The organism is Methylocystis sp., from assembly GCF_050251305.1.
Lineage (GTDB): Bacteria > Pseudomonadota > Alphaproteobacteria > Rhizobiales > Beijerinckiaceae > Methylocystis.
On record NZ_JBFWNB010000057.1, the window covers coordinates 1 to 21,302 of the forward strand.

The 21,302-nt window shown below is 61.4% G+C and carries 23 protein-coding genes and 1 pseudogene; 10 read left to right on the forward strand and 14 right to left on the reverse strand.

Annotated elements, in window-relative coordinates; translation table 11 throughout:
* From AB7F41_RS14980 to AB7F41_RS15045, 14 genes and pseudogenes are all read right to left on the reverse strand, one after another.
* Positions 1-371, reverse strand: a pseudogene (locus tag AB7F41_RS14980) (hydrogenase nickel incorporation protein HypB); the annotation flags it as partial.
* 38 nt (positions 372-409) lie between these two features.
* Positions 410-748, reverse strand: coding sequence for a hydrogenase maturation nickel metallochaperone HypA (locus AB7F41_RS14985; RefSeq protein ID WP_428406638.1), 339 nt, complete (start codon positions 746-748; stop codon positions 410-412).
* Positions 749-757: 9 nt separating this feature from the next.
* Positions 758-1,825, reverse strand: coding sequence for a hydrogenase expression/formation protein HypE (hypE, locus tag AB7F41_RS14990; RefSeq protein WP_428406639.1), 1,068 nt, complete (start codon positions 1,823-1,825; stop codon positions 758-760).
* Positions 1,822-2,967, reverse strand: coding sequence for a hydrogenase formation protein HypD (gene hypD, locus AB7F41_RS14995; RefSeq protein ID WP_428406640.1), 1,146 nt, complete (start codon positions 2,965-2,967; stop codon positions 1,822-1,824). The genes hypE and hypD overlap by 4 nt, the downstream gene beginning before the upstream one ends.
* The gene (locus AB7F41_RS15000) at positions 2,964-3,650 is read right to left on the reverse strand and encodes a D-sedoheptulose-7-phosphate isomerase (protein ID WP_428406641.1); all 687 of its coding nucleotides are present in this window, start codon (positions 3,648-3,650) and stop codon (positions 2,964-2,966) included. Before AB7F41_RS15000 ends, hypD begins: the two co-directional genes overlap by 4 nt.
* Before the next feature lie 4 nt (positions 3,651-3,654).
* Positions 3,655-3,951 carry a HypC/HybG/HupF family hydrogenase formation chaperone gene (locus AB7F41_RS15005; RefSeq protein ID WP_428406642.1) on the reverse strand — a complete coding sequence of 99 codons (297 nt, stop codon included), beginning with the start codon at positions 3,949-3,951 and terminating at the stop codon, positions 3,655-3,657.
* Positions 3,915-6,305, reverse strand: a complete 2,391-nt coding sequence (gene hypF / locus AB7F41_RS15010) for a carbamoyltransferase HypF (protein WP_428406643.1) — start codon at positions 6,303-6,305, stop codon at positions 3,915-3,917. Before hypF ends, AB7F41_RS15005 begins: the two co-directional genes overlap by 37 nt.
* A 168-nt stretch (positions 6,306-6,473) precedes the next feature.
* Positions 6,474-6,962 (reverse strand): hydrogenase maturation protease, encoded by a 489-nt coding sequence (locus AB7F41_RS15015; protein WP_428406644.1) that lies wholly within the window; start codon positions 6,960-6,962, stop codon positions 6,474-6,476.
* The gene (locus AB7F41_RS15020; RefSeq protein WP_428406645.1) at positions 6,959-8,317 is read right to left on the reverse strand and encodes a hypothetical protein; all 1,359 of its coding nucleotides are present in this window, start codon (positions 8,315-8,317) and stop codon (positions 6,959-6,961) included. The genes AB7F41_RS15015 and AB7F41_RS15020 overlap by 4 nt, the downstream gene beginning before the upstream one ends.
* Positions 8,314-8,961 carry a DUF6084 family protein gene (locus AB7F41_RS15025; protein ID WP_428406646.1) on the reverse strand — a complete coding sequence of 216 codons (648 nt, stop codon included), beginning with the start codon at positions 8,959-8,961 and terminating at the stop codon, positions 8,314-8,316. The genes AB7F41_RS15020 and AB7F41_RS15025 overlap by 4 nt, the downstream gene beginning before the upstream one ends.
* Positions 8,954-9,577, reverse strand: coding sequence for a DUF5947 family protein (locus AB7F41_RS15030; protein WP_428406647.1), 624 nt, complete (start codon positions 9,575-9,577; stop codon positions 8,954-8,956). Before AB7F41_RS15030 ends, AB7F41_RS15025 begins: the two co-directional genes overlap by 8 nt.
* Before the next feature lie 18 nt (positions 9,578-9,595).
* Positions 9,596-10,117 (reverse strand): nitrogen fixation protein NifU, encoded by a 522-nt coding sequence (locus AB7F41_RS15035; protein WP_428406648.1) that lies wholly within the window; start codon positions 10,115-10,117, stop codon positions 9,596-9,598.
* A complete protein-coding gene (locus AB7F41_RS15040) occupies positions 10,114-11,928 on the reverse strand; it encodes a nickel-dependent hydrogenase large subunit (RefSeq protein WP_428406649.1) in 1,815 nt (604 codons plus the stop codon). Before AB7F41_RS15040 ends, AB7F41_RS15035 begins: the two co-directional genes overlap by 4 nt.
* A 14-nt stretch (positions 11,929-11,942) precedes the next feature.
* Complete coding sequence (locus tag AB7F41_RS15045; protein ID WP_428406650.1) at positions 11,943-13,028, reverse strand: hydrogenase expression protein HypE; 1,086 nt, start codon at positions 13,026-13,028, stop codon at positions 11,943-11,945.
* Positions 13,029-13,545: 517 nt separating this feature from the next.
* Between AB7F41_RS15045 and AB7F41_RS15050 the strand changes: the two genes are divergently transcribed.
* The 10 genes from AB7F41_RS15050 to AB7F41_RS15095 all read left to right on the forward strand — a co-directional run.
* Positions 13,546-13,710 carry a hypothetical protein gene (locus tag AB7F41_RS15050; protein WP_428406651.1) on the forward strand — a complete coding sequence of 55 codons (165 nt, stop codon included), beginning with the start codon at positions 13,546-13,548 and terminating at the stop codon, positions 13,708-13,710.
* 34 nt (positions 13,711-13,744) lie between these two features.
* The gene (locus AB7F41_RS15055; protein ID WP_428406652.1) at positions 13,745-14,626 is read left to right on the forward strand and encodes a DNA-methyltransferase; all 882 of its coding nucleotides are present in this window, start codon (positions 13,745-13,747) and stop codon (positions 14,624-14,626) included.
* Positions 14,623-15,075: a DUF5681 domain-containing protein gene (locus AB7F41_RS15060; protein ID WP_428406653.1), complete on the forward strand. Its 453-nt coding sequence runs from the start codon at positions 14,623-14,625 to the stop codon at positions 15,073-15,075. Before AB7F41_RS15055 ends, AB7F41_RS15060 begins: the two co-directional genes overlap by 4 nt.
* On the forward strand, positions 15,072-16,154 hold the full coding sequence (locus tag AB7F41_RS15065) for a hypothetical protein (RefSeq protein ID WP_428406654.1): 1,083 nt from the start codon (positions 15,072-15,074) through the stop codon (positions 16,152-16,154). Before AB7F41_RS15060 ends, AB7F41_RS15065 begins: the two co-directional genes overlap by 4 nt.
* A gap of 530 nt (positions 16,155-16,684) precedes the next feature.
* On the forward strand, positions 16,685-16,876 hold the full coding sequence (locus tag AB7F41_RS15070) for a DUF3489 domain-containing protein (protein WP_428406655.1): 192 nt from the start codon (positions 16,685-16,687) through the stop codon (positions 16,874-16,876).
* A 16-nt stretch (positions 16,877-16,892) separates the two neighbouring features.
* Entirely contained in the window at positions 16,893-17,378 is a 486-nt protein-coding gene (locus tag AB7F41_RS15075; protein WP_428406656.1) for a DUF2924 domain-containing protein, read from the forward strand.
* The gene (locus tag AB7F41_RS15080) at positions 17,365-19,140 is read left to right on the forward strand and encodes a recombinase family protein (RefSeq protein ID WP_428406657.1); all 1,776 of its coding nucleotides are present in this window, start codon (positions 17,365-17,367) and stop codon (positions 19,138-19,140) included. The genes AB7F41_RS15075 and AB7F41_RS15080 overlap by 14 nt, the downstream gene beginning before the upstream one ends.
* A gap of 389 nt (positions 19,141-19,529) precedes the next feature.
* The gene (locus tag AB7F41_RS15085; RefSeq protein WP_428406658.1) at positions 19,530-20,669 is read left to right on the forward strand and encodes a tyrosine-type recombinase/integrase; all 1,140 of its coding nucleotides are present in this window, start codon (positions 19,530-19,532) and stop codon (positions 20,667-20,669) included.
* Positions 20,662-21,009, forward strand: coding sequence for a hypothetical protein (locus AB7F41_RS15090; protein ID WP_428406659.1), 348 nt, complete (start codon positions 20,662-20,664; stop codon positions 21,007-21,009). The genes AB7F41_RS15085 and AB7F41_RS15090 overlap by 8 nt, the downstream gene beginning before the upstream one ends.
* Positions 21,010-21,083: 74 nt before the next feature.
* On the forward strand, positions 21,084-21,302 hold a 219-nt coding region (locus AB7F41_RS15095), incomplete at its 3' end, for a helix-turn-helix transcriptional regulator (RefSeq protein WP_428406660.1).

Sequence of the window (21,302 nt, forward strand, 5' to 3'; positions counted from 1 at the left end):
GGCGAGCTGACGAAATTGAGCGCCACGATCTCTCGACCTGCGAGCCAGGCCCGGCATTTGGCGGCGATCGCGTCGTACTTCGCGAGAATCCGCGATTCGAGTTCGAGGCGCCGGTGGGAATCCTCGTGAGCGTGATCCTGGTCGCCGTGATCATGCCCATGCGCGTGGCTGTGATCATGACCGAGCCCATGGCCATGTACGCGCCCGTGATGATGATGTCCGTGATGATGTGCATCATGCCCGTGATCATGCTTGCCACGCGAATGCGCGTGGCTGCGGTCCCCGTCCGCGTTATGCGAATGGCCATGGTCGTGACGATGCTCCGGCCGCGCTGCGATCTCCGCGCTCGCGCCGGTCTGCAGATTGGTCATCGTGGTCCCCTGCCCTTGGCAGCCGCAGCTCGTGCACATTATGCAGCCTCTTCAACTTCGATGCTTTTGATGTTCAACTCTTCGCCGCGCAGGCGCTGAAACTGGCGAGAGCCGCAAGGACACGCCGACAGAATGTCGGGCGTGGGAAATTCTGTCCCGCAAACATCGCAGCGCGCCTCGGCGTCGACTTCCCGAATGTCCAGCGTCGCGTTTTCGAGCGACGTGCCGCGGGCGACTTCAGGAAAACAGAAGGCGACGGCCTCCGGCTCGACGCCCGACAATTTGCCGATCTCGATCGTCACGCGACGCACGCTGCGGCCCTCGGCGGCTTCAGACGCTAATTCGACGATGCTGCAAACGATCGAGAGTTCGTGCACGTCGCCTCCTTAGCAGATGCGCGGCAATTGCTCGCCGACGAGCATATCGACGATGCGGCGGCCGCCGAAAATCGTGCGCATGGTGACGCGCCCCGGCTCGCCGGCGACGACATTGCCGATGATGGCGGCTTGTCGCCCGAGCGGGTGCGACCGCATAGCCTCGAGCGCCTGCTCCGCCTCGTCGGACGGCGCGATCGCGACGATCTTGCCCTCATTGGCGAGATAGAGCGGATCAAGGCCAAGAATCTCACAAAAGCCGCGCACCTCGTCGCGAAGCGGCGTGACCGTCTCGTCGATCTCGATGGCGACCTGAGCCGCTTCGGCGATTTCATTCAGCACGGTCGCGACTCCGCCGCGCGTCGGATCGCGAATGAAGCGCGTATTCGGCGCCGCGTCGAGCAGGCTGGCGACGAGGCCCTGCAAGGGCGCGCAGTCGCTTTCGATCGGCGATTGCAGCGCCATATCGCCGCGGGCGCCAAGGATTGCTGCGCCGTGGTCGCCGAGAAGCCCGTTGACCAGCACCGCGTCGCCTGACTTCGCGCGATGCGCGCCAAGCTCGACGCCTGCGGCGACGACGCCAACGCCGGTGGTGGTGATGAACATTTGATCGCAGGCGCCCTTGTTCACGACCTTGGTGTCGCCGGTGACGATCTTCACCCCGGCCTCTTGCGCCGTCGCCGCCATCGACCTGGCGATCCGCCGCAGGAGATCGATCGAGACGCCCTCTTCAACGATCACCGCGCAGGAGAGATAGAGCGGCAGCGCGGCACCCACGGCAAGGTCGTTCACCGTGCCACAGACGGCAAGCTTGCCGATGTCGCCGCCGGGAAACACCAGCGGGTCGATAACGAAGGAGTCGGTCGTGAAGGCGAGCCGATCGCCATATTGGGCGAGATCCAGGAGGTTGATCCTCGCAGAATCGTCGAGCGCGGCCAGCAGCGGATTGTCGAAGGCTTCGACGAACACGTCGTCGATCAAGTCCTTCATCGCCTTGCCGCCGCCGCCATGCGCCAGCGTGACGGTCGGCACGTGGATCTTTCCGCGCGAACGTCGAGGCGGGAAGGAAACCATATTCATGCGGCGCTCGCTTCCGCTTCGTCGCGTCCGCGCTTGACGCCGCCATATTGATAATAGGCGGCGCATGCGCCTTCAGAAGACACCATCAGCGCGCCGAGCGGCGTCTCCGGCGTGCAGGCGCGGCCGAAAACCTTGCACTGCCAGGGCTTTATAACGCCCTTGAGAACTTCGCCGCACTGGCAGGCTTTGGGGTCGGCGATTTTAGCATTCGGCACTGCGAATTTGCGCTCGGCGTCGAAGCGCGCATAGGCGTCGCGGACCTTGACGCCGGAGTGGTCGATCGATCCAAGCCCACGCCATTCGAAAAATTCGCGCAGTTCATACACCTCCGCAACCGCCTTCAGCGCCACGGCGTTTCCGCCCTGCGGCGCGACTCGCGCATATTGATTTTCGATCTCGCAGCGACCTTCGTCGATCTGCTTCAGCAGCATCCAGATCGACTGCAGAATGTCGAGAGGCTCGAATCCCGCGATCACCATCGGCTTCTTGTAATAGCGCGCTATAAATTCATAGGGCGCGTCGCCGATCACCATCGACACATGGCCTGGCCCCAAAAACCCATCGAGGCGCAAATCGGGGCTGTCGAGGATCGCCTTGATCGTCGGAACAATCGTGATGTGATTGCAAAAGATCGAAAAGTTTTTGATTCCTTCGCGCTCAGCCTGCAGCACGGTCAAGGCCGTCGACGGCATGGTGGTCTCAAAGCCGATTCCAAAGAACACCACCTCGCGCTCGGGATTTTTGCGCGCGAGCGCCAGCGCGTCCATCGGCGAATAGACCATGCGCACGTCGCAGCCGTCGGCCTTCGCCTGCAAAAGACTCTTGCGGGACCCCGGCACGCGCATGGCGTCGCCGAAGGTGGCGAAAATCACTTCTGGGCGTTCGGCAATCGCGACGCAATCGTCGACGCGCCCCATCGGCAGCACGCAGACCGGACAGCCCGGACCATGCACCAGCTCGATCGATTTCGGCAGCATCCCCTCAACGCCATAGCGAAAAATCGAATGCGTGTGGCCGCCGCAGACCTCCATGATCTGCAACGGCGGGTCCTCGTCACGTCCAATGCGCGCGAGCAGCCGCTCGATCTCCTTGACGAGAACCTCCGCCTTCGCCCGATCACGAAATTCATCGACATATTTCACGCCGCGACCTCCCTGTTCATGGCCGAACCGCGATCGTCCGCGAGCAACGTGTGAACCAGATCCCAGAGGATGTGGTAGGCGGCGACGTGGCATTCCTGGATGCGGTGCACCGACGTCGTCGGCGCCACGAGGCAATGGTCGCAGACCTGCGCCATCGTCCCGCCGTCGCCCCCCGAAAACCCGATGGTCGTCAGGCCCATCTCCTTCGCCTTGCCGAAAGCGGCGATCAGGTTGGCCGAATTGCCGCTCGTAGAGAGGCCGATGAGACCGTCTCCCGCTCGGCCGACCGCGATCAGCTGACGGACGAAAATATGCTCGAACCCAACGTCATTTGCGACGGCCGACGTCATGGCGATGTCGGCGGTGAGATTGATCGCCGGAAGCGCGGGCCGGCCGGCGGTGATCGGATGCAAGAATTCGACGGCGACATGGGAGGCGTCGCAACTCGAGCCACCATTGCCCATGGTGAACATGCGGCCGCCGCGGCGGTACATGGCCGCGAGCGCCTTCGCCGCGTCGAGCAGGATCGACGCGTGCTCGGAGAAACACTTTGCATTCGTCTCACGCGACTCACGCGCTTTCTCTTCGATCGACTGCAACAAGCCTGCATCGACGGCGGCGGGATCCTGCTCCTTGCCATGCAGGAACGGATACAGGGCCTCCAAGGCGCTCTTGCCGCTCATCTCACTATTCCTCCGCCGCCACTTCGTCGGTCGGCTCCTGCATATTCTTGAGTTCTGCCTGCAATTCGCCAAGCTCCTGCAACAACCTTAGCGTCTCCGCGGCCTCCTCCTCATTGATCCGACTCATCGCAAAGCCGACATGGACGAGAACCCAATCGCCGACGCACGATTCTACTGGATGCGCCTCGTCGACGACGCAGCTGATGTTGATCTGGCGGCGCACCCCGCTCACGTCGACGGTCGCCAGCAGATCATCGACATTGTCTATGCTGACGATGCAGCCGGGAATGCCCAGACACATGTGCGTTCCTCTTCGTTTCCTGTCACGTCGGCGCTTATCAGATGCGCCGCGCCGATCGCGGCCTGACCCAGCGAGAGCCCGCCATCGTTGGCGGGCGCGTCAGCATGGGACAGCGCCTCGAATCCCGTCTCGCGCAATCTGTCGCGCACGCTTTCAAAGAGCAGCCGATTTTGGAAGCAGCCTCCCGACAGCGCCACGGTTTCGAAGCGGCGCGCAGCCGCCAGCCGCATCACGACCACAGCGATCGACTCCGCGAGACCAAGGTGAAACCGCCGTGCGATGGCCGCCGCAGCGACGCCCCGCCGCAGATCGCCGCATAAAGCGCGCCACATCGGCGCCGGATCGATGTCGATGAGGTCCGAGCCTGAAATCTTGAATGTATAGGCACGGGTCTCGTTCGGCGCTGCCGATGCGAGCGCTTCGAGCCGCGCCGCCGCCTCGCCCTCATAGACCTGACGGTCGGCGCAGACCCCGAGCGCAGCCGCAACCGCGTCGAACAGTCGTCCGCAAGAGGACGCCGCCGGCGAATTGACGCCTTGCGCGATCATCACGTCGATCGTCGCAAGCGGCTTGCCCGCGAATGCGGCCCAATCGCCGGCGGAGCCGCATGTCGCATCGAATGCGCCCGCGGCTTTGAGCTGCGCATACAGATTGCGCCAGGGTTCGCGCGCCGCCTGAGCGCCGCCCGGCATCACGACCGGCTTCATTCGCGCCAGCCGCTCACAGCCCCGGTAGTCTGCAAGCAAAAACTCTCCGCCCCATATCGCTCCGTCATCGCCGAAGCCCAGCCCGTCGAGAACGACGCCGAGCGCCGGCGGCGCGTCGAGCGGTCGGCCGTTCTCGGCAAGACAGGCGGCGACATGGGCGTGATGGTGCTGAACCTCGATCAGGCGCGCGCCCAGCCTGTCGGCTTCGGTTCGGCCGAGTTTCGACGAGAGATAGTCGGGATGCCGATCGATCACGATCGCCGACGGCGCATGGTCGAACAGCTTACGATAGAGACCGAGATTCTTACGGTAGTCATCGAATGTCGCCGCGCTTTGCAAATCGCCCTGATGCTGCGACAGGATCGCCTGACCGTCTTGCACCAAGCAGAAGGTCGACTTCAGCTCGCCGCCCATCGCCAGCAGATCGGCCGCATTCTCGAAGCCCTTCGGCAAGCGCAGCGGCGCAGGCGCATAGCCTCGCGCGCGACGAAGAACGCGCGATCGCCCGCCCATCGCCCGCACGACCGAGTCGTCGACGCGATTGGCGATGGCGCGATTGTGAGTCAATGCAAAGGACGCGAGGTCCCTAAGCCGCCGACGCGCGTCATCATCGTCGATGATCGCAGGCTCATCCGAGATATTGCCGCTCGTCATCACCAGCGGATGTTCGAAGGCCTCCATCAAGAGCAGATGCAGCGGCGTCGTCGGAAGCATGAAGCCGAGCATATCCAATCCGGGCGCGATCGCTTCCGGCAGCCGCTCCGGACCCGTCGCGCGCAACAGCACGATGGGGGCCTCCACACTCGTGAGCGCGCGCGCCTCGACCGCCTCGATCGCGCAGAAGCGCCGTATGACGTCAAGATCCCGCGCCATCAGCGCGAACGGCTTTGCATCGCGACGTTTCAGCCGGCGAAGACGCGCGATCGTCTCAGGATTGGTCGCGTCGCAGGCCAGATGATAGCCGCCGAGCCCTTTGACCGCGACGATATGGCCTTGCGCGATGACGCGCGCCGCCTTCGCGACCGCGTCGCCGTCGCACGGCACCTCCGCCTGGCCGAACGCAATGAGCGTTGCGGTCGGCCCGCATGCCGGGCAGGCCACAGCTTCGGCATGAAACCGACGATCGGTCGGTTCACGATATTCCGCCTCGCACGCAGCGCAGAGAGCGAAAGGCGCCATCGTGGTCGTCGCGCGGTCGTAGGGAACAGCCCTCACGATGCTCAGACGCGGTCCGCAATGCGTGCAATTGGCGAAAGGATAGCGATAGCGCCGGTCAAGCGGGTTGCGCAACTCCGTGGCGCAAGCGGCGCAAAGCGCAGCGTCCGGCGCGACCTGCGTGCGGACGGAGCCGCCGACGCTTTCGGCGATGCGGAAATCTTCCGGCAGCCGCCCGTCATATCTTTGCCGCTCAATGCGGTCGATCCGCGCGAGCGGCGGAGGGTCCTGCTCGATCCGCTTAAGCAGCGCCGCGATTCGCGACCGGTCGCCGCTGACGCGCACCACTACGCCCTCGCCATCGTTGAGCACCTCGCCGGCGAGCCCGAGTTCGCGCGCCATGCGCCAGATCGTCGGGCGGAAGCCGACGCCCTGCACGCGTCCGCGCACTCGGAATTCAAGCGCCTGCAATTCCTCCCCCACGAGAGTCATGTCCTGTCAGCTCACATGTTGCTGATCTTGATATAGCGATACAGGTCCTTCGCATTCATGATCAGCAAGCCGACGATGATAACGCCGAGGACGATACCTGTAATCTCCCATCCGCTCATGACGCTTTTCCCGTTCCGTTTGCGCCCCGCTTAGCCCAGTCGCCCATGGTCAGGCGACCAACATTCCCCCGATCAGCTCTTCAATCGTTTCCGCAGCGACGCCGACCGCCGCCGTGACAGGCTTGCTCAAGCCCATGACTCCCTCCTCGCCGCCAAAGGTCAACGGTTCGCAGGCGACCAGGAGGACGCGCTGGCAACTTCCGCCAAGCGCTGACACGAGACGCAAAACTTTCGCCGGATCGAGATCATGCGGCGAAAGCGCCAGATCCTCAGGGGAGAGTTCGCCTTCCTCGACGAACTCCGGCTCCACGATCGAAACCACGCCAGGCGTTTCTCCGCGTTGCGCCACATCCACCAGAATGACTGCGTCGTACCCATCCATCAGCGCATAAGTGAGATCGATCCCGCGAATGCCGAAGTCGACAACTTGTACGCCCTCCGGAAGCGTAATTTGAGCAAGTCTGCGCGCAACCTCGACCCCGAAGGCGTCATCGCCATTGAAGATGTTGCCGACGCAAGCGACCAAGATCGAAGTCATGGCCCCTCTCCTGCAGCGATCGGTTCGATCTCCTCCTGACTGAAAAAGAAGCGATGTCCAGGAAAACCCGCCGCACCCAAATCACGGCCCGGGTCATCGACTAACGTAACAGCAACGTGAACGCGGTCTTCAAAATCGCGTTCGATGGCCTCAACGACGGCGATCTTATCCTTGAGCGCGATATCCATGACATCGCCGCCTGGCTTGGGACGAAGTCGCACGCGGGCTCCCACACAAAGGTTGCGGCCGCTGTCGAGCAGCGAGACGAGGCGAGGCTTCTCACGGTCTTTGACAGCAATCAACGGATCGCCCCGACTGGTCAGCGACTGTCCTTGACGCATTACGCCATGCAGTCGCGCCATGTCGTCGGCGGTCAACGCATGCGTGCGCTCCAGTAGCGCCCGTGCGCGGGCGTCGACGGACGCCATCTCGCGCTTCTCTGCGTCGGTCATCGCGAGGATGCGCAGCGTCAGAATCTCGTCGATTTCAGTGCCGTCAAACAGGTCGCCGGGACTTTCCGGGGCGATCGCCGGATGATCATACAGAATGATCGGCGAAGAGAGCATGGCGCTGCTATCTTGACCGCCGACCAGCACCGGGAAGACGCCGACATTTCTGCACTGCGCCGCGGCCTCGTGCAGATCGTCAGGAGGATCAAGCAATGAGACGAACGCGCCGTTCTCGACCGTAAGAATCGCATGGGTCGAAGCGAAGGCGCGAAGTTGCGCCGCGGCGCGCTCCTGGCGCTCGGGGTCGGAAAGCGGCGTCACGTTTTCGATCCGAACAGTAAGCTTCCACAAGTCAGGCGCGAGCTCTAGTGCCCTTACTTCAATCATCCCTTCGATCGTATGAGAGGTGCGAATGAGCGCGGCGACGATGCGCCCGTCCTGCGCGCGCACGAATTCGACATCGCGGGCGCCTTCGAAGCGGAACGGCGTAACCAGGGCTCCGTGCTGAATGTCGGCGACCCGCAGCGGCCCAAGCGCTGCCTCCCGTTCAATCGCCTCTTCCCAAGCCAGCAGTTCGCGACCGTCGACATCGAGGCTCGCGACGAACGTTAGCGCCGGATTGCCGTCGTTCGGAAGTGCTTGCAGCGGCGGAGTCAGCTGTCCGACTTCGCGCCTGACGACCTGCAGAAAGCGAACATGAACGTGAAAAGCCGTCAGCTCTCCGCCTTGCAACAAGACCTGCGTCTCCATCAGCGAGGCGTCGCCTTGCTGATCAAATCCCTTCGGGAAGACGCCGCCGAAGGTCCAGCGCTGACGATTTTTGATCGACGACGGCCGATAGGGATAGAGGATATAGCCCTCATAAAGAACGGCGCTGGCGATTGCTTTGATGGAGTCGAGTTTCATGCCGTCTCCGTCGCATTCGCGCCGAGCAGCGCATGCAGCGCGCGCTCAAAGGTCGGAAGTCCCGACTTTCGTCGATAGCTGTCTAATTCTTCAAAAGCGTCGCGATGCAGGCAAAGCCAAACGCCTTGAGGGTAGTAGCGCTCCATCATGGCGCGCCAGACGTTGACAGGCAGGCGATAGGCGCATTCCTTGCTCCAAGGGATTTGCTCGATCTGCAGCCTGCCTTGCCTGTCGCGGTAAAAGATAGAGCCGCTGAACAGGAAATTGAGCGGAACGTCGCCTTGCTCGAGGCCGTGAAAGTATTTCGTCGCCGCAATATTGAAATCATAGCTGCATGGAACTGGCAGATCCATCCTGCGCTCGGGGTCTACGGACGGGACAGAAACGCTTGCATGCGTCCAAAGAAGACTGCGCAGCGTCTCGCCCCAGCGCGAAGCATCGCCGAAGAGATCGGAAAGCCGGTCATGTTCACCGCCATCGTAACGCCGCCGCAGAGGGTCGATGCGAATCTGGCAGTTCAGCATCACGTTGAGAACGGGCAGGTCCGGCGTTCTGTTCACGACATGCAGCGCGAACAACAGCAGCGGCGCGGCCGAATAATTTTCGACTCTCACGTCCTCGATGCGAAAGTCGAGATCAACCATGGACTGCGTCCTCCATTTCGATCCCATCACGAAGCGTCCGGAAATAAGCGCGAACGGCCTCCCAGACTTCCGTCCCCCCTGACAACCCGCGCCAGTGTCTGCGGATGAGGCCAACCAGCGCATAGCAGCGATCAATCGAGACGACGTAATATTCCCGCGAGCCATTCATGCGGTTGACGAGCAGCGCCTCGACGTCGGGCGTGAGATCTACCAAGGCAGGATTGGCTGCAGCCAGTCGTGACCAGGCATCGGCGGCAAGTAGCGATTCTGTTGCGCCGGCAGGCCCTGGATAGATCGCCACCGGCCCTTGCGCCGACGTGCTGTGGAAAACAAAGGCCAGATCGATTGGGATGCGAAAGGCCCGCCACTCCGAGTCGCTGAGCTCAAAATCCCGGAGCGCATGCGTGCGTGCGCGCAAGGCGGCGAAGCGATCTCCGTCCCCCAGAAGGAACGCGCATTCTGGACAGGCGCAAAAGAACTTTCGCGTCGCGCGCTCGAGCAAATGCGCATGTCGCCAGTTGATCGTCTTCGAGCAGAAGTCGCAATGCTCCTCTTCCGCTACGGTTAGAAATCGCCGCAGCCGAGACGCCCAATTCCCCGATTGTACTCTCTCCATGCCTTCCGGCCTCTCTCCCTAGGCTGCGGTTTCGGCGTAGATTTCGGTCATATCCATTTCGATCAATATGTCGTCGAGGTCGGGCGCCGCATCGGTGAGAGCGTTCTCGATCTCCAGCCGCAACTCATCGTTTGGCTCGGCGAGGCCATTGCGTCTGAGCTGAACGATCGCGAAGGATTTCCCTGCGCTGATCAGATCCACTTGCAGGCCACGCGCACTCCATTGCGGCTGCATGCGCAGAACGACGTCGCGAAGCCGTTGCTCGACATGCTGCGGATGCAGTCCGTGGAGCAGCAACATCGCCCGGATGTCTTGATCCTCGACAATCCGTTCGATGAGCGCGGCTCCGTCGGACGAAGCGCCGATGATTGCATTGAGTCGCTCAAAGGCCCGGCCATGCAGATCCAGCACGAGCGCAATCAGCTCCCGAGTCGCTTCGCGCGCTTGCGCGTCGGCGACGCGCTCAAGCGCCGCCGTCAGCATTTCCAGTCGCGCCAGGGCCTCCTCCAGCGTCTCCCTCCCGCGCGCTTCTGCGCTCATGCCGATTGCTTTCGAGATGCGCCAAACATCGGCGAATGCGTCGTCTTTACGGTCCGACCGCCGCCGACATACATATGCACGCCACAGGGCAGACAGGGATCGAAACTGCGCACGGCGCGCATGATGTCGATGCCCTTGAATTTGTCCGGTCCGTTTTCTTCGAAGATTGGCGTGTTCTGAATGGCGTCCTCGTATGGTCCAGGCGTTCCGAAATCGTCCCTCGGCGTCGCGTTCCAAGGCGTCGGCGGATAGGGGTGATAGTTGGCGATCTTCTTGTCTTTTATGACGAGGTGATGAGACAGCACGCCGCGCACCGCCTCGTGGAAGCCGCAGCCGATCGCTTCGTCAGGAACCTCAAAGTCGGTCCAGGTCTTGGTTCGGCCGGCCTGCAGTTCTGCGAAGGCCTGCTCCAGGAAGTAGTATGCCGCGGCGGCGCAATAGGCTTGGAAATAGGTGCGCGCCCGATCGCGTTCGATCGCATTGCTCCACTTCGGAACCTTCCACTCAAATTCGACTGCGGGCTTGAGCGCCGTCTTGGGAAGATGAATTTTAACGCTATCGCCCGTGGCTTTGACATAGCCGTCCATGTCGACCAGTCCGGCAAGTGCGGTAGAAAACAGACGCGCGAATGCGCCGCCGCCTGTGTCGAGCGGGAGATGGTCTCCGCTGCTCTTATCGAGCCAGCGCGGACACATCACCCACGAGTAGTTCTTGTCGAAATCCCGCTTCTGCGGCCTGGGAATGGTCGTCTGGTTCCATGGATGCTTCTGATCGACCGGATTGCCGAGCGGGTCGGTTTTGACGAAGGTTTCACAATTGTCCCAGTCCTCGTAATAGGACTGCCCGCGAAGAATGCGAATTTGCAGATTGATGTCGACGAGGTCGGTCGTGACGAGCTTGCCGTCGACAACAACGCCCGGGGTGACGAACATTTTTCGACCCCAGCTCGTCATGTTCTTATAATCGTAGTCGCAGTGGTTGGGGTCCTGGAATGCGCCCCAGCACCCAAGCATGATGCGCCGGCGTCCGACCTCTTCGTAGCCCGGGAGCGCTTCGTAGAAGAAGTTGAACAGGTCGTCGTGCAGCGGCACGCATTTCTTCATGAATTCGGCGTAGCGCACCAGCCGCGTCATATATTCGGTGAAGAGCTGGTGCGACGGCACAGTGCCGACGCCGCCGGGATAGAGCGTGGAGGGGTGCACATGGCGGCCTTCCATCAAGCTGAACATCTCGCGCGTATACCGGCTGACGATCAAAGTCTCACGGTAGAACTCGCCGGTGAACGGATTGAGCGCGGTCATGATTTCGGCGATGGTGCGATATCCATGGGCGTCGGCGTTCGGCGCCGCCGTCCTTTGCGCCATGGCCCAGACGCTTGGATTGGTCTCCTTGACCATCTGCTCACAAAAATCGACGCCGACGAGGTTATCCTGAAAGATATTGTGGTCGAACATATACTCGGCGGCTTCGCCAAGATTAATGATCCATTCCGCCAACGCCGGCGGCTTGATGCCGTAGGCCATATTCTGTGCGTAGATGGAGCAGGTCGCGTGATTGTCGCCGCAAATGCCGCAGATACGGCTGGTGATGAAGTGGGAATCGCGCGGGTCTTTGCCCTTCATAAAGATGCTGTAGCCGCGAAAGATCGACGAAGTGCTGTGACATTCGGCAACGTGCCGATTTTCAAAATCAATCTTTGTGAAAATCCCGAGACTGCCGACGATGCGCGTGATCGGATCCCAATTCATCTCGACGAGTTGGGGGGACTGCTGATTGCGGCTTGTCGAAGGACGGCTTGCGAGGTCGGCCATTGTCGCGATCCTTGTTAGAGTGGATGAGTCTTGTTCGGCCGATCAGGATCATAGCCGGTGGTGTAGGTCGGCTTCGTATTGCGCCACTTCGGCTCCCTATTGAGCGTGTGATTGGTGATCTTGCGGAGATTGCGGATCAGGAGCCCGTAGGGCTTGACCAGCGTCGAGGAGATGCGTCCGCCTGGCGGCTCGTCCATGAACGGCATGAACTTGTCTGGAAAGCCCGGCATGGTGCAGCCGATGCAGATGCCGCCCACGTTCGGGCAACCGCCGAGACCGGCGATCCAGCCGCGCTTGGGGACATTGCACTGAACGACCGGCCCCCAGCACCCGATCTTCACTAGGCATTTGCGCGAACCGTATTCATGGGTGAAATCGGCTTGTTCATAATAGCCGGCGCGGTCGCACCCCTCATGAACGGTAAAGCCGAAGAGCCAACGTGGGCGCCCATGTCCGTCGACGGGAATCATCGGCGCCAATCCGGCGAGCTGGCGCAGCAGGTAAAGGAACGTCTCCATGAAATTGTCCGGCTGAACGGGACAGCCCGGCACGTTGACGATCGGCAGACCAGCCTTAGACTTCCATTCGACGCCTAGATAATCCTGAAGACCCATGCACCCGGTGGGATTCCCCTTCATCGCGTGGATGCCGCCAAAAGTGGCGCAGGTGCCGGCCCCAATGACGGCGAGCGCCTTGGGCGCCAACCGATCGATCCATTCAGTGGTCTTGATGGGTTGGCCGGTCGCCATATCGGTGCCTACCGCGGCCCAATAGCCGTCGCCACTGAGACTTTCGTTTGGAATCGACCCTTCGACGACGAGAACGAAATGTTCGAGTTCGCCGCGAGCGCCCTGATGGAAGGGCTTCATAAAATCATCGCCCACCGCGTAGGACAGCACCGCGTTATGCAGATGAACCTTCGGCAGTCCAGGTATCGCCCCTAGCACGACGTCTTCTATGCTCGGTTCGCTCGCCGCGGTGATTGAAACAGAATCCCCGTCGCAGCCGAGACCGGCCGTGATCCAGAGTACATGAAGTTCGCTAATTTTCGGCGGATGTTGTTCATCGCCTTTTGGGAGTGGATTGGGATCTGGAGCCATCAATCAATCCTTTGACCGAAAGAGAGTGGCGACTGAATGCAGCGAAGCGGTCCTTTCCCGTCGGCGAATGGAGAATTGACCTGCTGCGGACGCGCTCAAGGCAGTTGACCCGCGCCTATGTGCCGGCGACTAAAGGAAACCCGAGAGAATGAGAATTGTTCCTAAAGACCGACTGAGATTGCGACTCAATTTTTGACCTCGCTCATAACTCGAGCGAGAAAGCGGAGCGGTTCAGGGGTTCAGCGATAAGGCCGAGCATCATGATGCTCATAACTGAGGAGTAGACTGTCCCGCACGCCCGCCGTTAGCCGTTAGTCGGCCAAAACCGCGCGCGTTCAGACTGGCGTATGTAACCGTCTTGACTCGTGCAACGCCTCCACCAGCTAAATCGAAAGAGGAGTGCGAGGGCTTTCGCTGGGGAATTAACGTTGCGCTCCATGGATGAAGGGATCCAGCGAGTGTCCGATCCAAGCATTGTTTTTCTTGAGGCATTGGAACCCGCCCAAGGAGCCCTCGTGTGGATGGCGACCGCGTTACAGGCGTCGATCAAACGACTCGCAGAGCAACTTTTGCAAGCCGCAAAAAAATTCTTCAGAATCCGCCTCCGGCGCTGCTCAAGTTTGTTGCTGATCTTCAGCGCATGGAAACCCTCGGCCCGTTCCCGGATACGAAGCTACTCTAATCGCCAACGGTCATGATCCGCTTGGCGCGCGAACGTGCGCGAGGCGGCAGACTACGCCCGTCTCATGCAGGACGAACTTGCGGCGATGGTTTTCACCGATCCTCCCTATAACGTCCACATTGGCGGCCATGTCCAGGGCCGCGGCCGCGTCAAGCATGACGAATTCGCCTTCGCCTCGGGAGAAATGTCGGAACGCGAGTTCGAGGCCTTCCTCGCCGTTTGCCTGGAGTCGGCGGCCGCCGTCTCGCGCGACGGCGCCGTGCATTTCGTCTGCATGGACTGGCGGCACATTGACCTTCTCATGACCGTCGGCCGCAAGATCTATGGGGCGATGCTCAACTTGGTCGTCTGGAACAAGACCAATCCGGGCCAGGGCTCCTTCTATCGTAGCCAGCATGAGCTGATCGGCGTGTTCAGGGCGGGCGCGGCGCGGCATCAGAACAATGTCGAACTCGGCAAACACGGCCGCAATCGCAGCAACGTCTGGACCTACGCTGGCGTCAACAGCTTTGGCGCCGATCGCGATGACGCGCTCGCCATGCATCCGACCGTGAAGCCGGTCGCGCTGGTTGCCGACGCGATGCGCGATTGTAGCTCCAAAGGCGATATCGTATTGGATCCGTTCCTCGGCTCCGGCACAACGCTGATGGCGGCGGAGAAGATCGGTCGCCGCTGCTTTGGCCTCGAATATGAGCGCCGCTGGCAAGCCTACACAAAAGTCGACGCCATTCTCGACGGTGACGGACGAACCTTCGATGAGATCGCCGAAGAGCGGCTGAACGAGAAAGCCGGCCTCGGCCTCGCCCGCTCAAACGCCAATCAGGCGCACTCTCGTGCAGCCTTAGGCGAGGATCGCGGCGCGCTCAGCGAGCAAACGCTCGCCGGCGATTCCAGCAAGCCGGAGACGTTCGCATGAGCAATCGCAAGCGTTCCTCTCCCCGCAATGGCGAATATTCCGTCGGCTACGGCCGTCCTCCGCAGCACACGCGGTTTCGGCCCGGCCGTAGCGGCAATCCAAAAGGCCGACCAAAAGGGTCGAAGAACTTCCATACGGTCTTCGCCGAAGAGCTGGCGCAATCCGTCACCCTCATCGAGAACGGCAAGCGCAAGAAAATGCCGAAAGCGCGCGCATTGGTGAAGCAGTCCATCAACAAGGCTCTAGGCAATGACCCTAGGGCGACAGCGATAGTCTTCGATCAGATTCGGCGCAGCGAAGGCTCCGGAAAGGCGCCTGTGGCCGTCGTCGAGGCTGGTTTCCGCGAGAACAAGCTGGTCGTGGAAAGCATCGTCCGTCGAATCCGACTGGCCGCTGAAGCGGAGGAGGAGATGGACGCGTCGCCGGATAACGGAGAAGCCCCGAAATGAAAGATTCAAACGCGAGCCAATCAGATCTCTCCATCTCGCCGGAAGAATACGCCTGTATTCTGAAGAGCGATCTCACAAGCTTCATCGAAGCCAGTTTCTATGAACTGTATCCCGGCAAACGCCTCGACCTTGCGCCTCATATCGAAGTCGTCGCAACCAAGCTCGAGGCTGTACGCCGCGGCGAGATCAAGCGACTTATCATCAATCTGCCGCCGCGCCATCTGAAGTGGCATTGCGTGTCGGTCGCCTTTGTCGCCTGGATGCTTGGGCACGATCCCGCCAAGCATGTGATCTGCGCGAGCTATGGACAGGACCTCGCCGATGAACTCGCAAGCGCTTGCCAGCGAGTCATGCGGAGCACCCTCTACCGGACGCTTTTCGGCGACGTGCTCGGGGGTCGCCAGGCCGTGAATGATTTCGAGACGGTTCTCGGAGGTCGACGGCTCGCAGCGTCGGTTGGCGGCGCTCTCACCGGCCGCGGCGCCGACATCATCATCCTCGATGACCCCCACAAGGGCGACGAAGCCCTTTCGGAGGCGAGCCGCAACACGACACATAGCTGGTTTGAGAATACGCTTCTGAGCCGCCTCAACGACAAGGCGCAAGGCGCCATCATCATCGTTATGCAGCGGCTGCATCTGGAGGACCTCGTGGGCCACTTGCTGAAAAAAGGAGACTGGGACGTCCTGCGCTTGCCGGCGATCGCCGAGGACGAAGAATGCCATTTGATCGAAGGCCCGCTTGGTCGACGCTTTTTCAGACGTCGGCGCGGCGACGCGCTGCATCCGGAGCGCGAGAGCGCTGAGTCGCTGGCGGCGATCAAACGCAGCGTCTCAGTACTGTCCTTCGCCAGCCAGTATCAGCAGAGTCCAACTTCGCTGGAGCAGATCCGGGCGCGTGACGCTGAGCTCGATCGTCGGCGTTCTGAGGCCTATGAAGCAGGCGATTGGCTTACGTTTGGTCGCCTCTGGCATTGCCGATGGACGGGGACGCCAGAAGACGAAATATCCGACGAGCAAGCCATGGCCGCATATGATGAATATCAAGCGATCGCCGAAAGGCTCCTAGACGAATACTGATCGCATCCTCATCACGCTTTGTCGGCGTCGGAAGGCTGACACGAGCATGACGTCGAGCCGCATTCCGCTGAGAACGGGCGCGCGTGATCGAGACGAACTCTCACTCGGTTGTGCGACGGAGCGAACGCCAACGGCATTTTGCCGTTGATCCGCCAATCGCGAGTCAGCAAACGCGGTTCGGAGCTGCTTCAAGGCTTTCGAAAACGACTGGACTTCCACGGCAAAGCACGCATTGCTACGTGCGTCAATCAGCGGGTCGCCTGCTGACTCCCAGGGCTCGCCTCGCCATTTGCGGGGCTTTGGGCGGTGCGAGCGTCTATCCGACGCCGCTTCCAGGAGCCCGCAGCCAATGTCGACAGCCTCTCTCAAGAAATCCCCCAGGTCGAACAACTCCGCCGCCGCAAAGGCGAGCGTCAAGTCGAAGCCTGGATCCAAACCGCGCGCGGCGTGCGCCGTCTCGAAGCAACCAAAAGCAGCGCCACCGGCGCGTCAACGCTCCCAGCGATCAAAAGACCACCAAGCGGGAACGCGTGCTCACTCTGCTGAGTCGAGCCGACGGCGCCAGCATTCATGAGAAAATGCAAGCGACGCAATGGCAGCAGCACAGCGTGCGCGGGTTCCTGGCAGGGACTGTCAAGAAGAAGCTTGGCTTCTCCCTGTCCTCCGCCACGGCCAAGGATGGATCGCGCCGCTACCGGATCGAGCCCAAACGCAATCGTTGACGCCGGCATGCTGGGCATGAACAAACCGCCAATCGAAGTCGCCGAAACGCTCACGCAGCTTTCTGCGTTAACGATCTTCGAACTGCGCATCGAGTGGCGGCGACTGCATCGTTCGCCGCCGCCGATGCGGCTCTCCCGTGATCTTTTGATCCGCGGAATCAACTACAGACTGCAGGAAAAGGCCTATGGCGGCCTCTCCAAAGCCGTTGTGCGAAAGCTCGAGGCGTTGAGCGCCGATCCGCGCCATCGTGACAAACGCAAGCCGGCGCCGCCAATCTCGCTGAGGCCAGGCATGCGGCTCGTGCGCGAGTGGCGCGGGACCACTCACCTGGTGCTGATCTGTCCGGACGGTGTGGAATGGCGCGGTCGGCGCTATCCATCCCTCTCGGCAGTGGCGCGGGAGATCACCGGCGCACGATGGTCCGGCCCGCGCTTTTTCGGTTTGAACAAGGCTGACCGCCGCTCCGTCGAGCGTGCTGAGGATCCGCGTGCGGAAGCCTGATCATCCAAAGTCCCGGGCGACATTCCGCTGCGCCATCTACACGCGCAAATCCTCCGATGAGGGGCTCGAGCAGGAGTTCAACTCGCTCGACGCCCAACGCGAAGCCTGCGAGGCCTATGTCGTCAGTCAGCGTCATGCCGGCTGGATCGCGCTTCCGGACATGTATGACGACGGCGGTCTTTCCGGCGGCACGATGGAGCGCCCTGCCCTGCAGCGGTTGTTGGCGGACGTCAAGGCCGGCAAAGTTCAAATCATCGTCGTCTACAAGGTCGATCGCCTCACGCGCTCGCTCGCCGACTTCGCCAAAATCGTCGACGTGCTCGACGCTCATGGCGCATCCTTCGTATCGGTCACGCAGCAATTCAACACCACGACGTCCATGGGGCGTCTGACGCTCAACATGCTGCTCTCCTTCGCTCAGTTCGAGCGCGAGATCGCCGGCGAGCGCATCCGCGATAAGATCGCCGCCTCCAAGCGCAAGGGCATGTGGATGGGCGGCAATGTGCCTCTTGGCTATGACGTCAAAGACCGAAAGCTGATCGTCAATACGATCGAAGCCGAACGCGTCCGCGCGATCTTCCAACGCTATGCCGAGCTAGGGTCTGTTTCTCTGCTGAAAGCCGGACTCGACCGATTGGGCGTCGTCAGCAAGCGTCGCGCCGGCGCTGGCGGGTGTCTTGCGGGCGGCAAGCCATTCTCGCGCGGCGCACTCAATCTGCTGCTGCAAAATCGCATCTACCGCGGCGAGATCACCCATCAGGACAATATCTACCCCGGGCAGCATCAGGCGATCATCGACGAAGAGCTCTGGCGGATCGTGCAAGACAGGCTCGCCACAAATCGACGCGAGCGGCGCCTCGCCGCAGGCGCGGAGGCACGAAGCGTGTTGGCGGGGCTGATCTTCGATGCGGACGGCGCCCACATGACGCCATCCCATGCGGCGAAAGGCGTAAAGCGGTATCGATACTATGTCTCGGCGTCGCTTCTCACCGGCGGCCGCGTTGCATCCGGGATTCGCCTTCCGGCGGGCGACATCGAAGGGCTTGTGCTGGATCGGCTACGACAACTTATCGCGTCAAGGTCGGAGCTCGGCGAAGCTCTCGCGCCGCTCGATTTGGATGCAACCGGTTTCGACGCGGCCCTGAACAAGGCGTCCGATCTTTCCCGGCGATGGCTCACCCTGACGCCGATCGACATTGCCGCCCTGGTCCGGCGAATCGTCGAAAGGGCGCAAGTCAATCTCAACGGCATCGCGCTTCAACTCAACCGCGGCGAACTCGCCCGCGCCCTCATCGGCGACGACGAGGCGCCTTGCAAGCGCGCCGATCCGATGCTCGCAACAATCGACGCCACGCTCAAACGCGCCGGAAAAGGAAAGAGGCTCGTCATCGACAACGAGATTGCTCCTGAGATCAACCAGGAGCTGGTCGCCATGACTGTCGAAGCCTTCTCGATTCGGACGCAACTGTTCGCCGGCGCCGACGACAGTATCGAGGCGATGACGCAACGCCTGGGCGCCGGTAAAGGCCATCTCACGGCGCTGGTTCGATTGTCCTATCTCGCTCCCGATATCGTGCGCGCACTGCTCGAAGGCCGCCAGCCCATCGAATTGACGCCGACGCGGCTCCTAAAGCTGAGCAAGGACCTGCCGCATGACTGGCGCGAACAGCGACGATTTCTCGGATTCGTCGAACGTCCGTCGCCCGCAGTCGACCGAAACGCTCCATACCCCTGCCCAAAAAACGGCCTCCAGAGACCCTGAGGCCCGCCACGCCCCGAGCGCGGGCGTAACGCGTCTCCGGCTTACGGAGCCATATTCTTAGAGGCGACAAGTCGCCGGAAAGCCGCCGTCTTTGGACAGGCTCTCGGAGTCCGAGACAATCTCTGGAATCAATAGGATACGTGGCTGGGGGACCTGGATTCGAACCAAGATTAACGGAGTCAGAGTCCTTTTCTTGTGAATATCGCAAATAATCAACAAATATCATTCGTGTGCAAAACCAACGGCTTATCGATCAAATTTCCTATCAAACAGCATCAGCCGCTATCTTGAAATATCACCGTTTTGGTGAGACAGAGGTGAGACGGACCGGCCAAAAGCCGAGGCCATTGGTTTCGTCTCACATCACCTAGACCAACGGACTCGCCACCTTGAAGCTCTCTCAACGCACTGTCGACGCGCTCAAGCCCGGCGAGCGCAAAACCATCTGGGATGACGCTCTCAAGGGCTTCGGCGTCGCCCTCAGTGAAAATAAAATCTCCTATGTCGTCGACTTCCGGCTCGGCTCCCGCCGCCGCCGCGTCGTGCTCGGCTCTACGCAGGTTAAGACCTTCGCCGAGGCGCGGGACGAAGCGCGAGACATTCTCGCGCAGGCGCGCAAAGGCGTCGACGCATCAGAGAACCCGCGCGCCGGCATGCCGACGTTCGGCGACGTCTGGAACAAGATGCTGGACGAAGTGGACCGACCGAAGCTCTCACCGGCGACGATCAAGGACTATGAGGACCGCGCCAAGCGGCTCATCCTTCCTAAGATCGGAAAGAAGCTCATCGGCGACATTGCGCCCGCGGACGTCGACAAGATCGTCGCCGCGATCACTGGCGAGCGGAATCGGGCTTATGCGGTGGTCCTAATCAAGAAGACGATCAATCACGCCATCCGGGCGCGTATCCTGCCTGTCGCCCATCGCAACCCCGCAGCCGACATGAAGGTGAAGCGGAGCCGCAAGGCGGGCCGCGCGCTTGAGATCGAGGAAATCCAAGCCTTCGGCAAGGCGCTCGCCGATATGGAGCGGGAGGGGAAAGTATCGCCTTGGCTCGCGAATCTCCTGCGCCTCTCGCTCGTCTGCGGGCTTCGTCCGGGCGAAGTGCGAACCCTTAAATGGGCGAACGTAAACATTCCGCGTCGAAAGATGATCGTCGTCGGCAAGACCGGCGAGCGGGAAATCCATCTGACCGACGCGGCCGTCGACATACTGACCGCTACGCCGCGCGTGCAGGGCTGCGAATACGTTTTCGCTGGCCGGCGCTTCGGCGAGCCGATCGTCGCCGTTCATAAGGCTCTCGGCCTCGTGCAGGCCCGCGCGGGGATTGAGCGCTTCCGACCCTATGACTTGCGCCATAGCGCCGCCACGGGCGCGCTGACGCTCGGCGCTGACGTTAGAGCCGTGCAAGCGCTTTTAGGCCACGCCGACCTACAGACGACGGCGGGCTATCTCCACGCCTCGGATAAACGTCGCAAAGCCGCCGCTGAAAGCGCGGCACGCTTCGGAAAGGCGGTGCTCAATGATTAGCGCTGACGGCCTTCGCGAATTACTGGAGGAGCTGCAAAAAAAAACGGCGGCCGGCGCGGCGGTTAAGCCCCCAGTGTATCGGATTGGCGACAAGGCCGAGGAACGCCGCGTGCGTGATGATTTGAAATCCGGACGGCAGCAAATGCGCTCCGCGAATCGGTGCGCGTTAACGGGAATTGACGCGCTGAATAGCGGCGAGACTGACTCCGCGAAGACATACTACGAAATCGCCAAGGGTTTTTACATTGAGGCGTTGGAACGTCTAGTGCGACCCAGCGAACGTGCGGCTTTGGGGAAAAGCGCCGGAAGGCGCGGACGACCGAAAAAAACTGAAAAATAAAATCTCCGCGGCATTTTTCTCGGATTTTTTTCCGACTAATTCAACAGACGCCATCCGAAATCAGAAGGCGTCAAATGACATATATCGAAACCACCGACCTCCTTTATGACTGCAAGCTGGCGGCTGAATACGTCGGCAAGTCCGTCCCCACACTGGCGCGCTGGCGCGCGCTCGGCGACGGACCCGATTACGTGAAAATCGGCCGCGCCATCAAGTATCGAAAATCCGCGCGTGACCGCTTCATCGAAGAGTGCACGCGCCGGCCGCATCGCCGCCCGCCTTACGGGGGGGGC